A 16,120-nucleotide genomic window follows, 5' to 3' on the forward strand; every position below is an offset into this window, starting at 1 on the left:
ATTCATTGGTTTACTGGCAATTGGTTAAGTCGTTGATGGTTTGACGGTCGGATTGTTCTAAATCCTCAACTCCAAATTTAACTAAGGCACAATCACTTTTAAAGAAAGCGGCTTTATCATTGCTTCTATCTCTGTACCCATTTGTAAAGGTTCGCCATCTACATGCACCGCGCCTGCTTCTTCCCTAATAATTTTAATATTTTTTCCTTTAATAATTTCAATCATGTCTGATGTTTCGGCTTTGCCCCTTAACATTACATAACCCAAAACCGGCAATTTTATTATTGGAAAAGGTTTAATAATACAAACATCAAGCAAACCATCTTTTACTGATGCATTAGGCGAAATAAAAACATCGTTTCCGTATTGAGAGGAATTAGCAATGCTAATGGCAAAAGCTTTTCTTGAATATTCAACACCATCGATATTTAACAGGTAAGTTTGTGCTTTATAGTTAAAAACTTCTTTAAAACCCAGCTTTACATAACCCGATAATCCGCGTTTTTTATCTTTCGAAAAAACAGCACTCAAGTGTGCATCGAAACCCATTCCTGCCAAATTAAAAAAGCATTTCTGGTTAAATTCGGCAGTATCAATTTCATCTATTTTAAAATTATTGATGATGGAAAGGGCATACTTCAAATTTTTCGAAATATTTAAAAACCTGGCCAGGCCATTGCCTGATCCCAGTGGCAGAATGCCTAAAGTTTTATCATGCTTTAAAACTTTTGTGGCCACTTCGTTTATTGTTCCATCCCCTCCCGCAGCAATAATTACATCGAAATTTTTGGTTGCTGCTTCATCAGCAAGTTCGCCGGCATGGCCAACGTATTCGCTAAAAACGAAATTCGGGCTAAACTTTTCTTTATCCAGATATTTATCAATAAAATCGGGAATACGTAATTTCCCTCTCCCACCAGAGATAGGGTTTATGATAAAGAGGATATTGATCTTTGTGTGCAAAGTGTAAGAATGAGTGCACAAAATAATCTATAATTTTTGAAATAAAGAAAATATGCTAATTTTGCGACAGTAAAAAGTGGATTGATTTGCTATCCCGATACTTCGGGACCGGATTGCAACCACTTAAAAAAATTGCTAATACCTCCTTTCAATACTTTAAAAACCTGTTTACAAGGGGTTTGGCAATCTTAAATTTGTTTATTTATCATTAAATATTTAATAAATGTCATATTTATTTACATCAGAATCTGTTTCTGAAGGTCACCCAGATAAAATCGCCGATCAAATTTCGGATGCATTAATTGATAATTTTTTAGCTTTCGATCCGGAATCAAAGGTTGCCTGCGAAACTTTGGTTACTACTGGTCAGGTTATTTTAGCTGGTGAGGTAAAATCTAAAACTTATTTAGATGTACAACAGATTGCGCGTGATGTAATTAAGAAAATCGGTTACACAAAAAGTGAATATATGTTTGAGGCCAACTCTTGCGGAATTTTATCTGCAATACACGAGCAATCTCAAGACATTAACCAGGGTGTAGATAGATCGAATAAAGAAGAACAAGGTGCTGGTGATCAGGGTATGATGTTTGGTTATGCCACCAACGAAACTGAAGATTATATGCCTTTGGCATTAAACCTTTCTCATAAATTATTACAGGAATTGGCTGTTTTGCGCCGCGAAAATAATGAAATCACTTATTTACGTCCGGATGCAAAAAGCCAGGTAACTTTAGAATATGATGATAACAATAAACCAGTTCGCATCGATGCCATTGTTATTTCTACGCAGCACGATGATTTTGATGAAGAAACGGCAATGTTGGCTAAAATCAAAACTGATCTGGTAAACATCCTTATTCCTAGAATTATCAAAAGCAATCCTGCTTACGCACACTTATTTAATGATAAAATCGAGTACCACATTAACCCGACCGGTAAATTTGTAATTGGCGGTCCGCATGGTGATACTGGTTTAACCGGAAGAAAAATTATTGTTGATACTTATGGTGGTAAAGGTGCACATGGTGGTGGCGCATTTTCGGGTAAAGATCCAAGTAAAGTAGATAGAAGTGCTGCATATGCTACACGCCATATCGCTAAAAACCTGGTGGCAGCCGGTGTTGCTGATGAAATTCTTGTTCAGGTATCGTATGCTATCGGTGTTGCAAAACCAATGGGTATTTATATCAATACTTATGGAACGGGCAAAGTGGGTAAAACAGATGGAGAAATTGCTAAAATTGTAGAATCGATTTTTGATATGCGCCCTTACTTTATTGAGCAACGTTTAAAATTAAGAAATCCAATTTATAGCGAAACTGCTGCTTACGGGCACATGGGCCGTACGCCAAAAACAGTGAGCAAAACTTTTAGAACCCCAAATGGTGAAGAAAAAACAGTTACTGTTGATCTGTTTACCTGGGAGAAATTAGATTACGTAGATCAGGTTAAAACTGCTTTCGGTATTTAATTCTTATAAATTTATATGAAAAGGCGTTTTGCATAAGGCAAAACGCCTTTTTTATTGCGTTAAACTTGCGAAATTTGCTTGTGCCATGGCCTGTTTGAACTTTGTAAGTTGGCTAACCTTTTTTTTGAAAGGCAGATTCCTAAGCAGTTCGTGATAAAATTCAACTTATTTTAAAGATTATTTAGCTTCATAAATGCCATTTCTTTTTCAGCAATATGATCATCATCTATCGCATAAGATTTGATATTGGCAATTTTCATTTCATCAATTACATCTACAAAATTCTGGAATCTTGCGGTTTTGCTCGGCTTGATAATAACAATCATATATTTGGCTGGATTGTGTTGATGGGTTTGGGCAACCAACTGTTCATTTGCCATGATTTCTTTTTGAATATCAGCCACTGGTATAACTTTCATATTTGCCTTTTCGATGGTACCCATGTAACAAACGGTCTTGTTATTTTTTCCCAACAAGATCGTCATGGTGCGCGATTCGGGGTAATTAACGACCAAATCAACATCGGTTTTATCCGGCTTCGCAATGTCGGCTGCATTTAAAGAGCCCAAAGAAGTGGTGAGCATAAAAAACGTGGTTAATAAAAACATCAGATCTACCATTGCAGTAAGATCTACCCTTGGTGCAGGTTTTTTTGTTCTTCCTTTTGCAGCCTTGCCGCTTTGAGATTCGTTTAGCGTTGCCATAATATTTAGGTTTTTTAATGATGATGACAAGCCAGATTAAATTGCATAAAAAAAGCGGTTAAAAATTTAACCGCTAAACAAAAATCCTCATTCCAAAAAGGAACGAAGATGATACATTACTTCACCGCCTCAATTACCCCGCAACCTACTCTTGGGCCTGAATTACCTGTAGGCTGTGTAGTATAATCATCAGTGCCACCATGCACAATAATACCGCGGCCAATTATGTTTTTAACATCGCCATCTTTAATATTCCATCTATCGGTAGTTACCGAAAGTGTGGCATGGCCTTTACCGTCTAACTTAATGTTGCCAATGTCGCCACTATGGTAAGCACCAGATCCCCATTTTCCATGCGCTTCTTTCGTAGGGTTCCAATGGCCGTGGGTATTTTCGCCCATATTGCCGCAATCACCATGTTCGTGAAAATGCACAGCAACATTACTGTCGGCCCGTGCAGCAAAATTCATTTCAATATCCATTTTAATTTTTCCATCGCTCAATTCGTAAAACTTTGCCGTTCCAATGGTTTTACTATTGTCGGCTGTTTCGGTTAATGTGGCTTGGGCAATTTCTTTGTCGGTTTTTGTACAGGCACTTACAAACGCAACACCTGCAATGGCTAAGCTTAAAAGATATTTTTTCATTATTTCAAAATTTAGTTCACATAACAAACAGATTGACAATCATTTGGTTTGCTTTAAAAAGAGCAAGTGCCAAAACCATTTCCAGTACGACTTGTTTACTCAATATAAAATCGTATAACTATGGAACGCCCAGTTGCAATGAACACTTTGAGTCAAATTTTAGAGAAATTGAGGCTGAAAGGAAAAGATAATGAACTAAAAATTTCTGATCATGGTAAGATGCAAAGTAAATCATTAGGTAAAATTTACCGCCCTGAAGATTTAACTATTGTTAAAACTTACCGCTTTGAAGGAGATTCGGATCCGGCAGATAATTCTGTACTTTATCTTGTGGAAGATCAGGACAAAAATATTGGATATATATTAGATGCCTATGGAATCTATTCGGACAATGACGGTCCATCTTTCGACGATTTCTTAAAAAAGATTCCGACGGAAAATAGAGATGAACAGGAATTGTTTGCTTAAAAGCTAACATTTAATATTGGGGAGAATCGGCGTAATCTGATTCTCCCTTTTTTATTTAAAAAAAATTAAGCAGGTATATTTCCGTAATTTTGCGCCTCATTTACGAGCCCCCTGATGAAAAGCAAAATTAATATTCCTCCAATACCCGCTGTTTTACTGTCTATCATCAGTGTGCAGTGTGGCGCGGCAATTGCAAAAGGGCTTTTTCCACAAATCGGGGCTGCAGCAACAGCATCACTACGGATCGGATTATCTGCCGTAATTTTATTCATCGCTTTTAGGCCAAACCTATTTAAACTTAATGCCAAACAATGGAAATATGTAATTCTTTACGGCGTTTGTTTGGGCGTAATGAATATGGTATTTTACATGGCCATTGCCCGCATACCAATCGGTTTAGGCGTAACTTTAGAATTTGTTGGCCCACTGGGGCTGGCCATTTTTGGTTCTAAAAAACCTGTCGATTTTTTATGGGTATTACTGGCCGCCGCGGGTATTGCATTAATTGCCCCATGGACAAGCACTGGCTTAAATGTTGGTGGCGTGTTACTTGCTCTTTTAGCTGGTGTTTTTTGGGCTGCTTATATTATACTTGGCGGTAGAATTTCTAAAATTATGAAGGGTGGCGATGCCGTGGCAATCGGGATGTTATTTGCCACAATAGTGATACTGCCATTTGGTATTTTTGGTGGTGGATTTGGTACGTTAAACCCTAAATTAATAGGTTTAGGAGCAGCACTTGCTCTACTATCAAGTGCCATTCCATTTACCTTGGAAATGAGAGCCCTTAAGCAGCTTCCTGCCCGGACTTTCAGTATTTTAATGAGTCTTGAACCTGCCATGGCTTCACTGGCGGCATTGGTTTTTCTGCACGAATATTTATCTTTAACAGAATGTTTTGCTGTTGCATTTGTGGTAATTGCTTCTGCCGGCTCATCTTTAACAGCCAAACGTGCAAAATTGTAACTAAGCCAGTTTTTCGGTTTTGTAAATTATAATATCATCTGTAAGCGTTGCGGCCTGTTCAACAAAGCTTAAAATGTAAGGTTGCTTGTTGTGCGCATCCAAACCCAACTGATCTTTCCATTCTTCCTGAAAGATGAAAGTTCGATCACTTACAGATTCATGCAAATCGTATTGGATACAGGCTTCCTCTTTACGAGAATTAGCCACCATATCCAATAAAACAGCTTTTAAAGCTGCTGTTGTTGTTTCTTTGCTCTTAACTATTGCTGTGAGGTAAATGCTCATATATTGCTGTGTTTAAAAAATTTTTAGTTAAATGTTCTTGGTATAATTTTAATGCGCCTATAATATCCGCATTTTTTTCTACGTCGTGAAAGTGGATTCCGTTTATCCGTTCCATACCGGTAAAAGCGTTCATTCTATGAAAACCGAATAACACTCCATCATCTACACTGGTTTGCATAAAAAATTCTTCAGGTATTGTAAAAGCTTCTTTAGGGGCATTCCATGATGAGGTTACCATATATTTGCGCCCGTGCAGCATGCCACCGGTTCCGTAATTTCTGGTTGGGTTATCTGCCTTGCGGCCATCGCTTATGTAAATTCCATTTTTATGCCCTTGGGTGAACACTACATCTATATATTTTTTAAAGCCATGCGGTAACTGGAACCACCAAGTTGGCGTATGGTAAATAATCACATCGGCCCAAACATATTTCTCTACTTCTTCTTTTGGGTTATAATCATGGTTAATATTGGTTGTTTTCACCTCAAAACCATCTGCTGATGAAAAGAAATCGGCCGTTGCATCAGCTATCGTTTCGTTAAATCTTCCTCCCGAGTGCCCAAATTTTTGGCCTCCGTTAATGATGAATATTTTTGTCATTTCGTATTTCTATTTTTGATAATACAAAATTACACCCTGCCCAAGTATTATTAAAATAAGTTAATTCATATCTTTGTATCAGAATTATAATACTTAAAACATGGTTAATTTAGAATGGTACAGAAGTTTTAAAGCGATTTATAAAACCGGTACTTTAACTGGTGCAGCAGAAAACCTGTTTATTTCGCAACCTGGCGTAAGCTTGCATTTAAGTTCTTTGGAAAATTATGTTGGCTACAAACTTTTTGAGCGCACAGGAAGGAAAATGATCCCGACAGAAAAAGGTAAAGTATTGTATAATTTTATAGTAGAACCTCTGGCAAAGCTTGAAGATGCTGAAAAACATTTTCAAAAAAGCACCGAAAAACATACGCCAACCATTAGTGTGGGCATGTGTTTTGAAACTTTTCAGATTACACTCGAACAATATATTTCTACCTTGCCTTTTAATGTGATTATCCGTTTTGGAGATTATCCTGAAATGCTCGATCAGTTGGATAAAGGTATTTTAGACTTAATTATTACACCGCAAAAAGGAAATTCGCCCAATATTGCGCACGAGGCATTTTCATCAGAAACCATTGTTTTGGTAGGTGGCACAGAAACAGATAGTGGCACTTTTAACGCCTTGGTTAAAAAGAAAGATTTACAAGGGATGGAAGCCTGGCTAAAACAACAAAAGTGGTATGGTACCGCAGGTGATATGGAACATCTTTTACGTTTTTGGCAACTTAATTTTGGCAAACATGCCGATTTCAGGCCAAATTATATTGTTCCGAACCTTAACTCAATTGTGCGCTGTTTATCTGGTGGAAAAGGCCTGGCCATTATTCCCGATTTCCTTTGTAAAAAAGAAGTGGAAGATGGAAAGGTAAAAGTAATATGGGAAGGCACATCAAAACTGACCAATACATTATACTTTGGTTGTAGGAAAAACACCCAATATGCATCAGAAATCCATATAATTAAAAAACTTTTTAAGGAGGTTATGGTTAGTATATAGTTTGAAATGATGTTGGTTAATCCTTTTATTATTTGAAACTTAGATAAAATATTTATTTTAGGTCATCCCGATAAAATTTTATAATGAATCAATCCAGTCATCTCCTAAGTAACGATCAATTAATAGCAGTCTTTAATTTAACGCATACCGCAACTGCAGTTCATGTTGGTGAAGATGCCGTTATCCAGGCGGCAAATGATGCGATGCTTAGAATTTGGGGGAAAGATAGAAGTGTGATCGGAAAATCGCTTGAAGATGCCCTGCCTGAATTAAAAGGGCAGCCTTTTATTGATATGTTTAGGAAAGTATGGTTAGAAGGCCTTGTTATTGCCGGAAAAGATACTGCTGCCGACATTGTAATTGATGGGGAGCTGAAAACCTTTTATTTTGATTTTGAGTACCGCGCAATAAAAAACGACGAGGGTAAAACCATCTGCATTTTACATACCGCAATTGATGTAACCGAACGTGTACTTAAGAAAGAAGCTATAGAAAGAGAAAACGAAAAAGCGGAAGCCTTAGAACGCGAACAGGCCCTTAATGAAGAACTTGCCGCCACAGTAGAAGAACTTGCTGCCACCAATGAAGAGCTGGTATCTACAAATGAGGAACTACAGCAAACACAAGAAAGTTTGCATGTTTTAAACAATGAACTTGAACTAAGGGTGGTTGAACGTTTTAACCAACTCTCGGAAAGTGAGAAACGTTTTAAAACAATGGCCGAGGGAACCGATATATTTATTGCTGTTGGCGATGAAAATGGAAGTGCCGTTTATTTTAACAAGCCCTGGACAACATTAACCGGCCGATCGATGAATGATCTCCTTAATTTTGGCTGGGCAGATCTGATCCATCCGGAAGACCGCGATAACTATTTAAATATTTACCTTACTGCACTATCGGACAAAAAACCCTTTTCAGGTGAATTTAGAATTTTGACCAAAAAAGGCGATTACCGATGGCTGTTGGCGAGCGGCCCTCCCCGCTTTCATGCTGATGGATCATTCGCTGGTTACATTAGTTCGTGTGTTGATATTACCGAAAGAAAACTCATCGAAATAGAACGCCTTAATTTAAATAAACTCATCGAAGCCAGTTCCGAATTTATTGCATTGTCTGGCTTAGACATGTACATACAATATTTAAATCCTGCGGCTTTAATAAAATTAGGCTGGACAAATTTTGCCAATAGAACCATTTTGGATTGTGTTTTCCCTGCAGACAGGCCTGCCGCAGAAAAACTTTTACCTGGTATTTTGGAAAATATTAATTTCAGACAGGAAATCCGCTTCTGGAATGAAAAAACAGGCAACCCTTTTTGGATTGAATGGAATGGTTTCACCATTAAGAATGATGAAACCGACCAAATAATCGCCATAGCATCGGTTAGTCCGGATATTACCGAAAGAAAACTCTACCAGGAAGAGCTTCAGGACATTAACATGGAAATGGCAGCAGCAAATGAGGAGTTGGCCACAACCAACGAGGAGCTTGCGCAAACACATGAAGACCTGATTCAATACACCAAAAAATTAGCAGATAGTGAAGAAAAATTACTTCAGGCGATAGATACAGGTAGAATGGGTACCTGGAGTATCGACCCTAAAACATTAGAAGTTACCCTATCGGGCTTTGTAAAAAACTTACTTGGCTTACCGATGAACGAGCCTGCTAAAATGGAAACAATCATGAGTGTAATTAACCCGGATTATCATGATATGTTGAATACTGCTTTAAGCAGTGCATTAAAAAACCATTCATCAAGCGATACCGAATATCCAATAAAAAATTTAGTTACCGGTGAAGATAAATGGGTTAGGGCTACCGGAAGGGTTTTCGAAGATCAGCATGGCAATGCGATAGAATACTCAGGTCTTTTTATTGATATTACCGAGCAGAAACTGGACGAACTTCGAAAAAATGATTTCATTGGAATGGTGAGTCATGAATTAAAAACACCTTTAACAGCCATTAACGGTTTTGTGCAGGTGTTGCAGCGCAAGGCTAAGAAAGACGAAGATAATTATGAAATCATTGCTTTAGACAAAGCCCATAGCCAGATCCGTAAAATGACGACCATGATTAATGGTTTTTTAAACGTATCCCGCCTGGAATCTGGAAAACTGTTAATCGAAAAAACAGATTTTAGCTTAGATCAGTTATTGAAAGAAACCATTGAAGAAACTTATATCTCGCAATCATCACACGAGATTATATTGCACCCCACCTGTAATGTGAGTATTAATGCCGATCGGGATAAAATTGGCAACGTAATTTCGAACCTGATCAGTAACGGTTTAAAATATTCGGATAATGGAACACGCATCGAAGTAAACTGTAAATTGCACGATAAGGAGGTCGAAATCCAGATCAAAGATGAAGGTATAGGGATAAATCAAGCAGACATAGATAAACTTTTCGAACGTTATTATCGGGTTAAGGGCAACCATACCATTTCTGGATTTGGTATAGGGCTATATTTAAGTGCCGAAATTATAGAAAGACATGGTGGCCGGATATGGGCAGAAAGTGAAGAAGGAAAGGGCTCTGTTTTTCATTTCACTTTACCTTTGAGTTAAATTTTGTTGTGGTTTTTACCGCAAAGCGCTCAAAGTTTTTCGCAAAGTTCGCTAAGTTTTTTAGAGAAAAACATTCATTCTTGCGCAGGCGGAATTTTAATGATTATTCCAGTATTTATTCTTTTAGTACATTAACCATTCAATCTGGCCATGAGGGTAAGTTTTTAGTTTAACTTCGCTGAGCCCTAATCTATATTTAAACCCTCCAAAAGGGCATCGTCAACCAAATTTGGCAGCGTAATTTTTAAAGTGTCCGTCCGCTCCATTTCTCGTTCAATAGCAAAGCGGGCTTCTTTATTACGTGCCCAACTTCTTCTGGCAATGCCATTATTTACATCATAAAAAAGCATATTCTTCAATTTTTCTGCGGCTTGTTCGCTTCCATCAAGCACCATTCCGAAACCACCGTTTATTACTTCTCCCCAGCCTACGCCGCCTCCATTGTGGATTGATACCCAGGTTGCCCCCCTGAAACTATCGCCGATAACATTATGAATGGCCATATCTGCTGTAAATCTGCTTCCATCATAAATGTTGCTTGTTTCTCTAAAAGGAGAATCCGTTCCGCTTACGTCGTGATGGTCTCTACCTAAAATAACCTGAGCCGACAATTGCCCTGTATTGATCGCTTCATTAAACTTAAGCGCAATCTTGGCCCTTCCTTCAGCATCCGCATATAAAATCCGGGCTTTTGAGCCTACTACCAATCTATTTTCTTTTGCCGCAACAATCCAGTCGATATTATCTTGTAACTGCTGCTGTATTTCTTGCGGCGCATTCAGCTTAATTTCTTCCATTACTTCTTTCGCTATGCGATCGGTTAAATCGAGATCTTTTTCATTGCCCGAGGCACAAACCCACCTAAAAGGGCCAAAACCATAATCGAAACATAAAGGGCCTAAAATATCTTCTACATAGGATGGATACTTAAAATCAATCCCATTTAGGACCATTACATCGGCACCTGCCCTACTGCATTCCAAAAGAAAAGCATTTCCATAATCAAAAAAATAAGTTCCTTTGCTATGGTGTTTATTTATGCTTGTAGCTTGCCTTTTTAACGAATCCTGAACATACAATTTAAATTCTTCCGGGGCATTTGCCATCATTACATTTGCTTCTTCAAAACTTAAACCTACCGGGTAATATCCGCCAGAATAAGGATTATGTAGTGAGGTTTGGTCTGAACCAATCGTTATCTCAATATTTTCTTCATAAAATTGTTCCCATACTTCTACTACATTACCGATATAAGCTAGCGATATATTTTCTCTTTTTTTCTGAGCAATCCGCACTCTTTGCACCAGTTCTGCTAAATTATCAATTAGCTCGTTTACCCAGCCTTGCTGATGCCTTTTTGCAGCCGCTTTTGGATTTACCTCTGCACATACTGTAATACAACCCACAATGTTGCCCGCTTTGGTTTGTGCACCGCTCATGCCACCCAAACCAGCCGTTAAAAAGATTTTGCCTGCTACATTTCCTCCGTAAAAACCTTTCTTTCGAAAAGCATTCATTAAGGTGATTGCCGTACCATGAACAATGCCCTGAGGCCCAATATACATGTAAGATCCTGCGGTCATTTGTCCGTACTGAGTTACCCCTAAGGCATTAAATTTTTCAAGGTCGGCGGGTGTTGAATAATTTGGCACCATCATGCCATTGGTAACCACTACACGGGGCGCAGCAGTGCCTGATGGAAATAATCCTTGTGGATGCCCGCTATAAATATTCAGCGTTTGCTGATCGGTCATTGTAGCCAGGTATTGCATGGTTAAAAGATACTGCGCCCAATTCTGAAAAACACTCCCATTGCCGCCGTAGGTAATTAGCTCTTCGGGGTGTTGCGCAATTGCCGGATCGAGGTTATTCTGAATCATAAGCATAATTGAAGCCGCATGTGGCGTGCAACAAGGATATTCTGTTATTGGCCTTGCATAAATATCATAATCGGGCATAAAACGGTAAATGTAAATATGTCCGTAGTTTTCCAGTTCATTTAAAAATTCATAAGCAAGTTCTTTGTGCCACATTTCAGGAAAATAGCGCAATGCATTCTTAATACTGAGTTTTTTTTCATCTGCATTTAAAACAGCTCTTCTCACTGGTGCATGGCTAATTGTTTCATTCCTTTTTCTGTTTGGAGGCAATGTTGAAGGAATTCCTGCCAGTATCTGTGCTTTAAAATCCATATTTTCGCAATTTTAAATTGTTATTTCAATGTAGATTCTACTGCATTGGCAACAGCTACAATTTTGCCTTTTTTCACCATTTCGATAGCATTTTCCATTCGATTGTACATAATCTGATCTTCTTCAAAATGGTCAATTTCAGTCCGCACAAAATCATGTACCGCAGCGAGTATTTTACCAGGCTTTAATGGTTGATGGTAGTCTATAGCCTGTGCAGCACAAAACAATTCGATACCCAATATTTTTTCTACATTTTCGATTACCTGTAAGGCTTTACGCGCACTAATGGAACCCATGCTCACATGGTCTTCCTGGCCGAGTGAAGTTGGAATACTATCGGCACTGGCCGGGAAACAAAGTCCTTTATTTTCACTTGCCAATGCTGCTGAGGTATATTGCACAATCATAAAACCAGAATTTAAACCAGTTTCTTTCATCAATAATTTCGGCACGCCAGGCGTATTTCCTTCTAGAGAGAGGTAAATTCGCCGATCGCTGATGTTTCCGATTTCTGAGGCCGCTAAGCAGGCATAATCTAACGGCAAGGCGAGCGGCTGACCATGAAAGTTTCCTCCGCTGATGGTTAAATCATCATTAAATATAACGGGGTTATCGGTTACAGAATTGAGTTCGATTTCCAACGCTTCTTTTAAATGTATCCATGCCGTTCTGGAGGCACCATGCACCTGTGGAATACACCTTAACGAGTAGGGATCCTGTACTTTGGCGCAACCGGCATGCGATTGCATGATTTCTGAACCCTGCAAAAACTTCCGTATCTGCGTTGCTACCGTAACATTTGCCGGATAAGGCCTTAATTGATGAAGTTGCGCATGAAAAGGTTTTTCTGATCCTTGCAAGCCTTCAATCATCATAGCCGAAATAATATCTGCCGAGGCAAGCACATTTTCTAACCGTTGCACCACTTTAACGGCATGGGCTGCAATAAACTGCGTACCATTAATTAAAGCAAGACCCTCTTTCGGGCCCAATTGCAAAGGCTGTAACCCATGTTCTTTTAAAAGATCAGCTGTAGCAATAATTTTATCTCTATAATGAACTTGGCCTAAGCCTATCAAAGGTAAAAACAGGTGTGATAATGGAGCAAGATCGCCAGAGGCACCAACCGACCCTTGCTTGGGCACCAATGGTGTGGCACCAGTTTCTAAAAACCAGATCATCCGATCGAGCGTTTCCACCCTAATCCCTGAGTAACCCTGCGCCAAGGCCTGTAATTTTAAAACGAGCATCAGTTTTGATATTTCAACATCTATAGGTTCGCCAACACCAACTGCATGGCTTTTTAGAATATTTTCTTGTAATTTACGGGTATCCGCAGCCGAAATCATGGAGGTACATAATGGACCAAAACCGGTATTGATGCCATAAACTGCCTTATCTGAAACCGCAATCCGCTCCACAACTTTACTGCTTTTAAGCACTTTAGAACGTGTAGTTTCACTTAAAAAGCCCTTAATTTCTCCATTGCATATGGCCAAAGCCAATTTAGCCGTTAAATAATCTGTTCCGTAATTAAATATCTGCTGCTCGCTCATGCTGGAAAGGTTTTAAACAAAAATAAGCCCTATATTTGATACCTATAAATACCAATTACATCATCATGTAATAACCATGGGTTATCAAATCGAACTTAGACATTTAAAATATTTCCAGGTTTTGGCAGAGGAATTGAAGTTTAGAAAAGCTGCCGATCGCCTTTTTATTTCTCAACCTGGCCTAAGCAGGCAGATTAAACAGATGGAGGAAATTTTTAACGCCCCACTGTTCGATCGCAATAAGAAAAAAGTGGAACTTACAGAAGCTGGTATATACCTTAAAAACGAGGTTGATTTTTTGTTCAGCCATCTCGAAAACATTAAAAAACAGGTCAGCAATATTAATGAGGGCAAGCAGGGTGAACTCCGAATTGGTTTTTTAGGCTCGGCGGCACAAAAAATTGTGCCCGAAGTTATTTTTAAGCTAAATAAAGACTTCCCCGAAATTAGGACCAACCTAGATGAAATGCCCAATAAATTACAGGTGGAATTATTGGAAAAAGACATGCTCGACGTAGGTTTTGTGCGGATGCAACAGTTTAAACCCGGCATTTCGAAACACATGATCCATCAGGATACCTTTTCACTCGTATTACCCAAAAGCCACCCCATGAAGAAGGCTAGTTTTGAAGCGGTAAAAAAATTGGGTAACGAACCTTTTATCTTTTTTTCAAGTGATGACAGTCCTTTTTATTATGATTTAATGATGAGCATTTGCGAAGATCATGGCTTTAAACCCAAAACCTACCACAAATCTGTTAATGCGCTCACTATTTACAAACTGGTAGAAGAAGGCCTTGGCATTGCCATTGTACCAACTGCTTTGCAATATGGCTATCAGGAAAACGTAAAGTTTGTAGAGCTTACGCATATTTCGCAAAGAACGGAGCTCTATATGATCTGGAAAGAATCTAACCGCAACCCAGCGTTAAAAAATGTGATTAAATTGTTGTTGGAGGATAAGGTTTAGGTTATAGTAGTTATTCTGACATTATTAACTAAACAGATCCAAATCCTCTCCAAATTGCCTTTTAAGTTCGGGAACAATATCGTCGATTGTCCATTTCTTATTAGTATCTACAGTCTTTTTAACCAATTGATATTTTACGTCTAAATCATCTTTATAACCCGTTGGTTCGCAATCCCAAACTTTCTCACTGCACCTTCATAAGCCTGTACAGGTGCACCAAAATAATTGGTAATAATGAAATTGTACAGGCCATTTACGATTTTGGCGCTTGGGGTAAATTTATGCTGATGGTATTACCCGATCGGAAATCAAAAGTATTTATAGGGATATTTCAAATAGAAATCATTACTAATCTTTTCTAAACTATTGACAAATAATTCTTGAATTTCTATTGGCAATGTGCACTTCCCCAAATTCAGACCAGTTAAAAGTAGAATTCTAGACCGAGCGCAGCGAGGCTATTAGAAAAACTATTAATTTTAATTGGCAATATGAAAANTGTGCACTTCCCCAAATTCAGACCAGTTAAAAGTAGAATTCTAGACCGAGCGCAGCGAGGCTATTAGAAAAACTATTAATTTTAATTGGCAATATGAAAAGAATCAAGTTTACGGAATCCCAGATTGTAAAAGCAATCAAGGAACATGAGAATGGCAAGAATGTGCACGATCTCTGCAGAGAGTTAGGAATAAGTACAGCAGCCTTTTACAAATGGCGCCAGAGATATGGCGGAATGGAAGTAAAAGAGTTGTCAAAACTTAAGGCATTGGAGGAAGAAAATGCACGTTTAAAGAAAATGTATGCKAATCTTAGCCTCGTGCATGAAGTTTTCAAGGAGGCTGTAGAAAAAAAGCTTTAACGCCTGACGAAAAAAGGGATTTAGTGGATGAAATGGTAAAAAGGATAAGCCATCGTCAGGCCTGTAAATGCGTYGGATTGAACCGCAGCAAACATTATTATCAACATAAACGACGGGATGATAGTGAAGTAGTTGATGCGCTTTCACTTCTTGTTGAAAAGCACGTCTCCATAGGCTTCTGGCAGTGTTACTACCGAYTGCGTCGAAAAGGGCTTAAATGGAACCATAAAAAGATTTATAGGATTTATACATCAATGCGGCTTAATATCCGCCGCAGGGCAAAAAAGAGGMTGCCAGAAAGAGTCAAGAAGCCTTTGTCTGTACCAGAAACTATAAATGAGGTATGGTCCATGGATTTTATGAGCGATGCGCTTTGGAATGGAAGGAAATTTAGGTTGTTGAACATCGCTGATGATTACAACAGAGAGATGCTAGCTATGGAGATAGATTATTCACTGCCGTCCTTGCGGGTTATCAGAGCGTTGGATGAGTTGAAACAATATAGGGGACTTCCAAAAAAAATAAGAATGGATAATGGGCCGGAGTTCATCTCGCAKAAGTTGGATGAATGGGCAAAGGAAAACAATGTTGAACTAGTTTTTATTCAGCCAGGAGAGCCAACACAGAACGCGTATATTGAAAGATTGAATGGAAGCATCAGAAGAGAATTGYTAAATGCATACATATTTCACTCCCTGGATGATGTAAGGGAGAAAGTAGAGGAATGGATGATGGATTACAATTACCATCGACCACATCAAGCATTGAACTTCAAATCTCCTGTAGATTTATTACAGGAAATTTGAGGACAAAATTATACTTTTGAATGGTCTGAAAAACAGGGGAGCTTACA

At 38.5% G+C, this 16,120-nt stretch carries 14 protein-coding genes; 7 read left to right on the forward strand and 7 right to left on the reverse strand.

Annotated features, from left to right (window positions below; translation table 11 throughout):
- Nucleotides 1-81: 81 nt before the first annotated feature.
- Nucleotides 82-963, reverse strand: coding sequence for a diacylglycerol kinase family protein (locus ASE74_RS12610; RefSeq protein WP_235526074.1), 882 nt, complete (start codon nucleotides 961-963; stop codon nucleotides 82-84).
- A 223-nt stretch (nucleotides 964-1,186) separates the two neighbouring features.
- On the opposite strand from ASE74_RS12610, the gene metK reads away from it, so the two are divergent.
- Nucleotides 1,187-2,437 carry a methionine adenosyltransferase gene (metK, locus tag ASE74_RS12615; protein WP_055909400.1) on the forward strand — a complete coding sequence of 417 codons (1,251 nt, stop codon included), beginning with the start codon at nucleotides 1,187-1,189 and terminating at the stop codon, nucleotides 2,435-2,437.
- Nucleotides 2,438-2,607: 170 nt separating this feature from the next.
- Here metK and ASE74_RS12620 read toward each other — a convergent pair whose 3' ends face one another.
- Complete coding sequence (locus tag ASE74_RS12620; protein WP_055909402.1) at nucleotides 2,608-3,141, reverse strand: biopolymer transporter ExbD; 534 nt, start codon at nucleotides 3,139-3,141, stop codon at nucleotides 2,608-2,610.
- A gap of 116 nt (nucleotides 3,142-3,257) precedes the next feature.
- Nucleotides 3,258-3,788 (reverse strand): superoxide dismutase family protein, encoded by a 531-nt coding sequence (locus ASE74_RS12625; protein WP_235526075.1) that lies wholly within the window; start codon nucleotides 3,786-3,788, stop codon nucleotides 3,258-3,260.
- A 120-nt stretch (nucleotides 3,789-3,908) separates the two neighbouring features.
- Between ASE74_RS12625 and ASE74_RS12630 the strand changes: the two genes are divergently transcribed.
- The gene (locus ASE74_RS12630; RefSeq protein WP_055909404.1) at nucleotides 3,909-4,256 is read left to right on the forward strand and encodes a hypothetical protein; all 348 of its coding nucleotides are present in this window, start codon (nucleotides 3,909-3,911) and stop codon (nucleotides 4,254-4,256) included.
- A gap of 114 nt (nucleotides 4,257-4,370) precedes the next feature.
- A complete protein-coding gene (locus tag ASE74_RS12635; protein WP_055909407.1) occupies nucleotides 4,371-5,222 on the forward strand; it encodes a DMT family transporter in 852 nt (283 codons plus the stop codon).
- Here the strand turns inward: ASE74_RS12635 and ASE74_RS12640 are convergent, their stop codons facing one another.
- Both ASE74_RS12640 and ASE74_RS12645 read right to left on the reverse strand, forming a co-directional pair.
- Entirely contained in the window at nucleotides 5,223-5,507 is a 285-nt protein-coding gene (locus ASE74_RS12640) for a putative quinol monooxygenase (protein ID WP_055909410.1), read from the reverse strand.
- Nucleotides 5,479-6,108 carry an NAD(P)H-dependent oxidoreductase gene (locus ASE74_RS12645; RefSeq protein WP_055909413.1) on the reverse strand — a complete coding sequence of 210 codons (630 nt, stop codon included), beginning with the start codon at nucleotides 6,106-6,108 and terminating at the stop codon, nucleotides 5,479-5,481. Before ASE74_RS12645 ends, ASE74_RS12640 begins: the two co-directional genes overlap by 29 nt.
- A 100-nt stretch (nucleotides 6,109-6,208) precedes the next feature.
- Here ASE74_RS12645 and ASE74_RS12650 point away from each other — a divergent pair, with 100 nt between their 5' ends.
- Nucleotides 6,209-7,111, forward strand: coding sequence for a LysR family transcriptional regulator (locus tag ASE74_RS12650; RefSeq protein ID WP_055909416.1), 903 nt, complete (start codon nucleotides 6,209-6,211; stop codon nucleotides 7,109-7,111).
- An 83-nt stretch (nucleotides 7,112-7,194) separates the two neighbouring features.
- The gene (locus tag ASE74_RS12655; protein ID WP_055909419.1) at nucleotides 7,195-9,690 is read left to right on the forward strand and encodes a PAS domain S-box protein; all 2,496 of its coding nucleotides are present in this window, start codon (nucleotides 7,195-7,197) and stop codon (nucleotides 9,688-9,690) included.
- Between the two features lie 185 nt (nucleotides 9,691-9,875).
- Here the strand turns inward: ASE74_RS12655 and ASE74_RS12660 are convergent, their stop codons facing one another.
- A complete protein-coding gene (locus ASE74_RS12660) occupies nucleotides 9,876-11,882 on the reverse strand; it encodes a urocanate hydratase (RefSeq protein WP_055909422.1) in 2,007 nt (668 codons plus the stop codon).
- Between the two features lie 20 nt (nucleotides 11,883-11,902).
- Nucleotides 11,903-13,438: a histidine ammonia-lyase gene (gene hutH / locus ASE74_RS12665; protein ID WP_055909424.1), complete on the reverse strand. Its 1,536-nt coding sequence runs from the start codon at nucleotides 13,436-13,438 to the stop codon at nucleotides 11,903-11,905.
- A gap of 76 nt (nucleotides 13,439-13,514) precedes the next feature.
- Between hutH and ASE74_RS12670 the strand changes: the two genes are divergently transcribed.
- A complete protein-coding gene (locus ASE74_RS12670; RefSeq protein WP_055909427.1) occupies nucleotides 13,515-14,408 on the forward strand; it encodes a LysR family transcriptional regulator in 894 nt (297 codons plus the stop codon).
- 592 nt (nucleotides 14,409-15,000) lie between these two features.
- A protein-coding gene (locus tag ASE74_RS12680) for an IS3 family transposase (protein WP_235526076.1) occupies nucleotides 15,001-16,073 on the forward strand; the annotation gives its coding sequence in 2 pieces (ribosomal slippage) (nucleotides 15,001-15,262 and nucleotides 15,262-16,073; 1,074 coding nt in all).
- Nucleotides 16,074-16,120: the final 47 nt, after the last annotated feature.

It is taken from the genome of Pedobacter sp. Leaf216 (assembly GCF_001421515.1).
GTDB lineage: Bacteria > Bacteroidota > Bacteroidia > Sphingobacteriales > Sphingobacteriaceae > Pedobacter.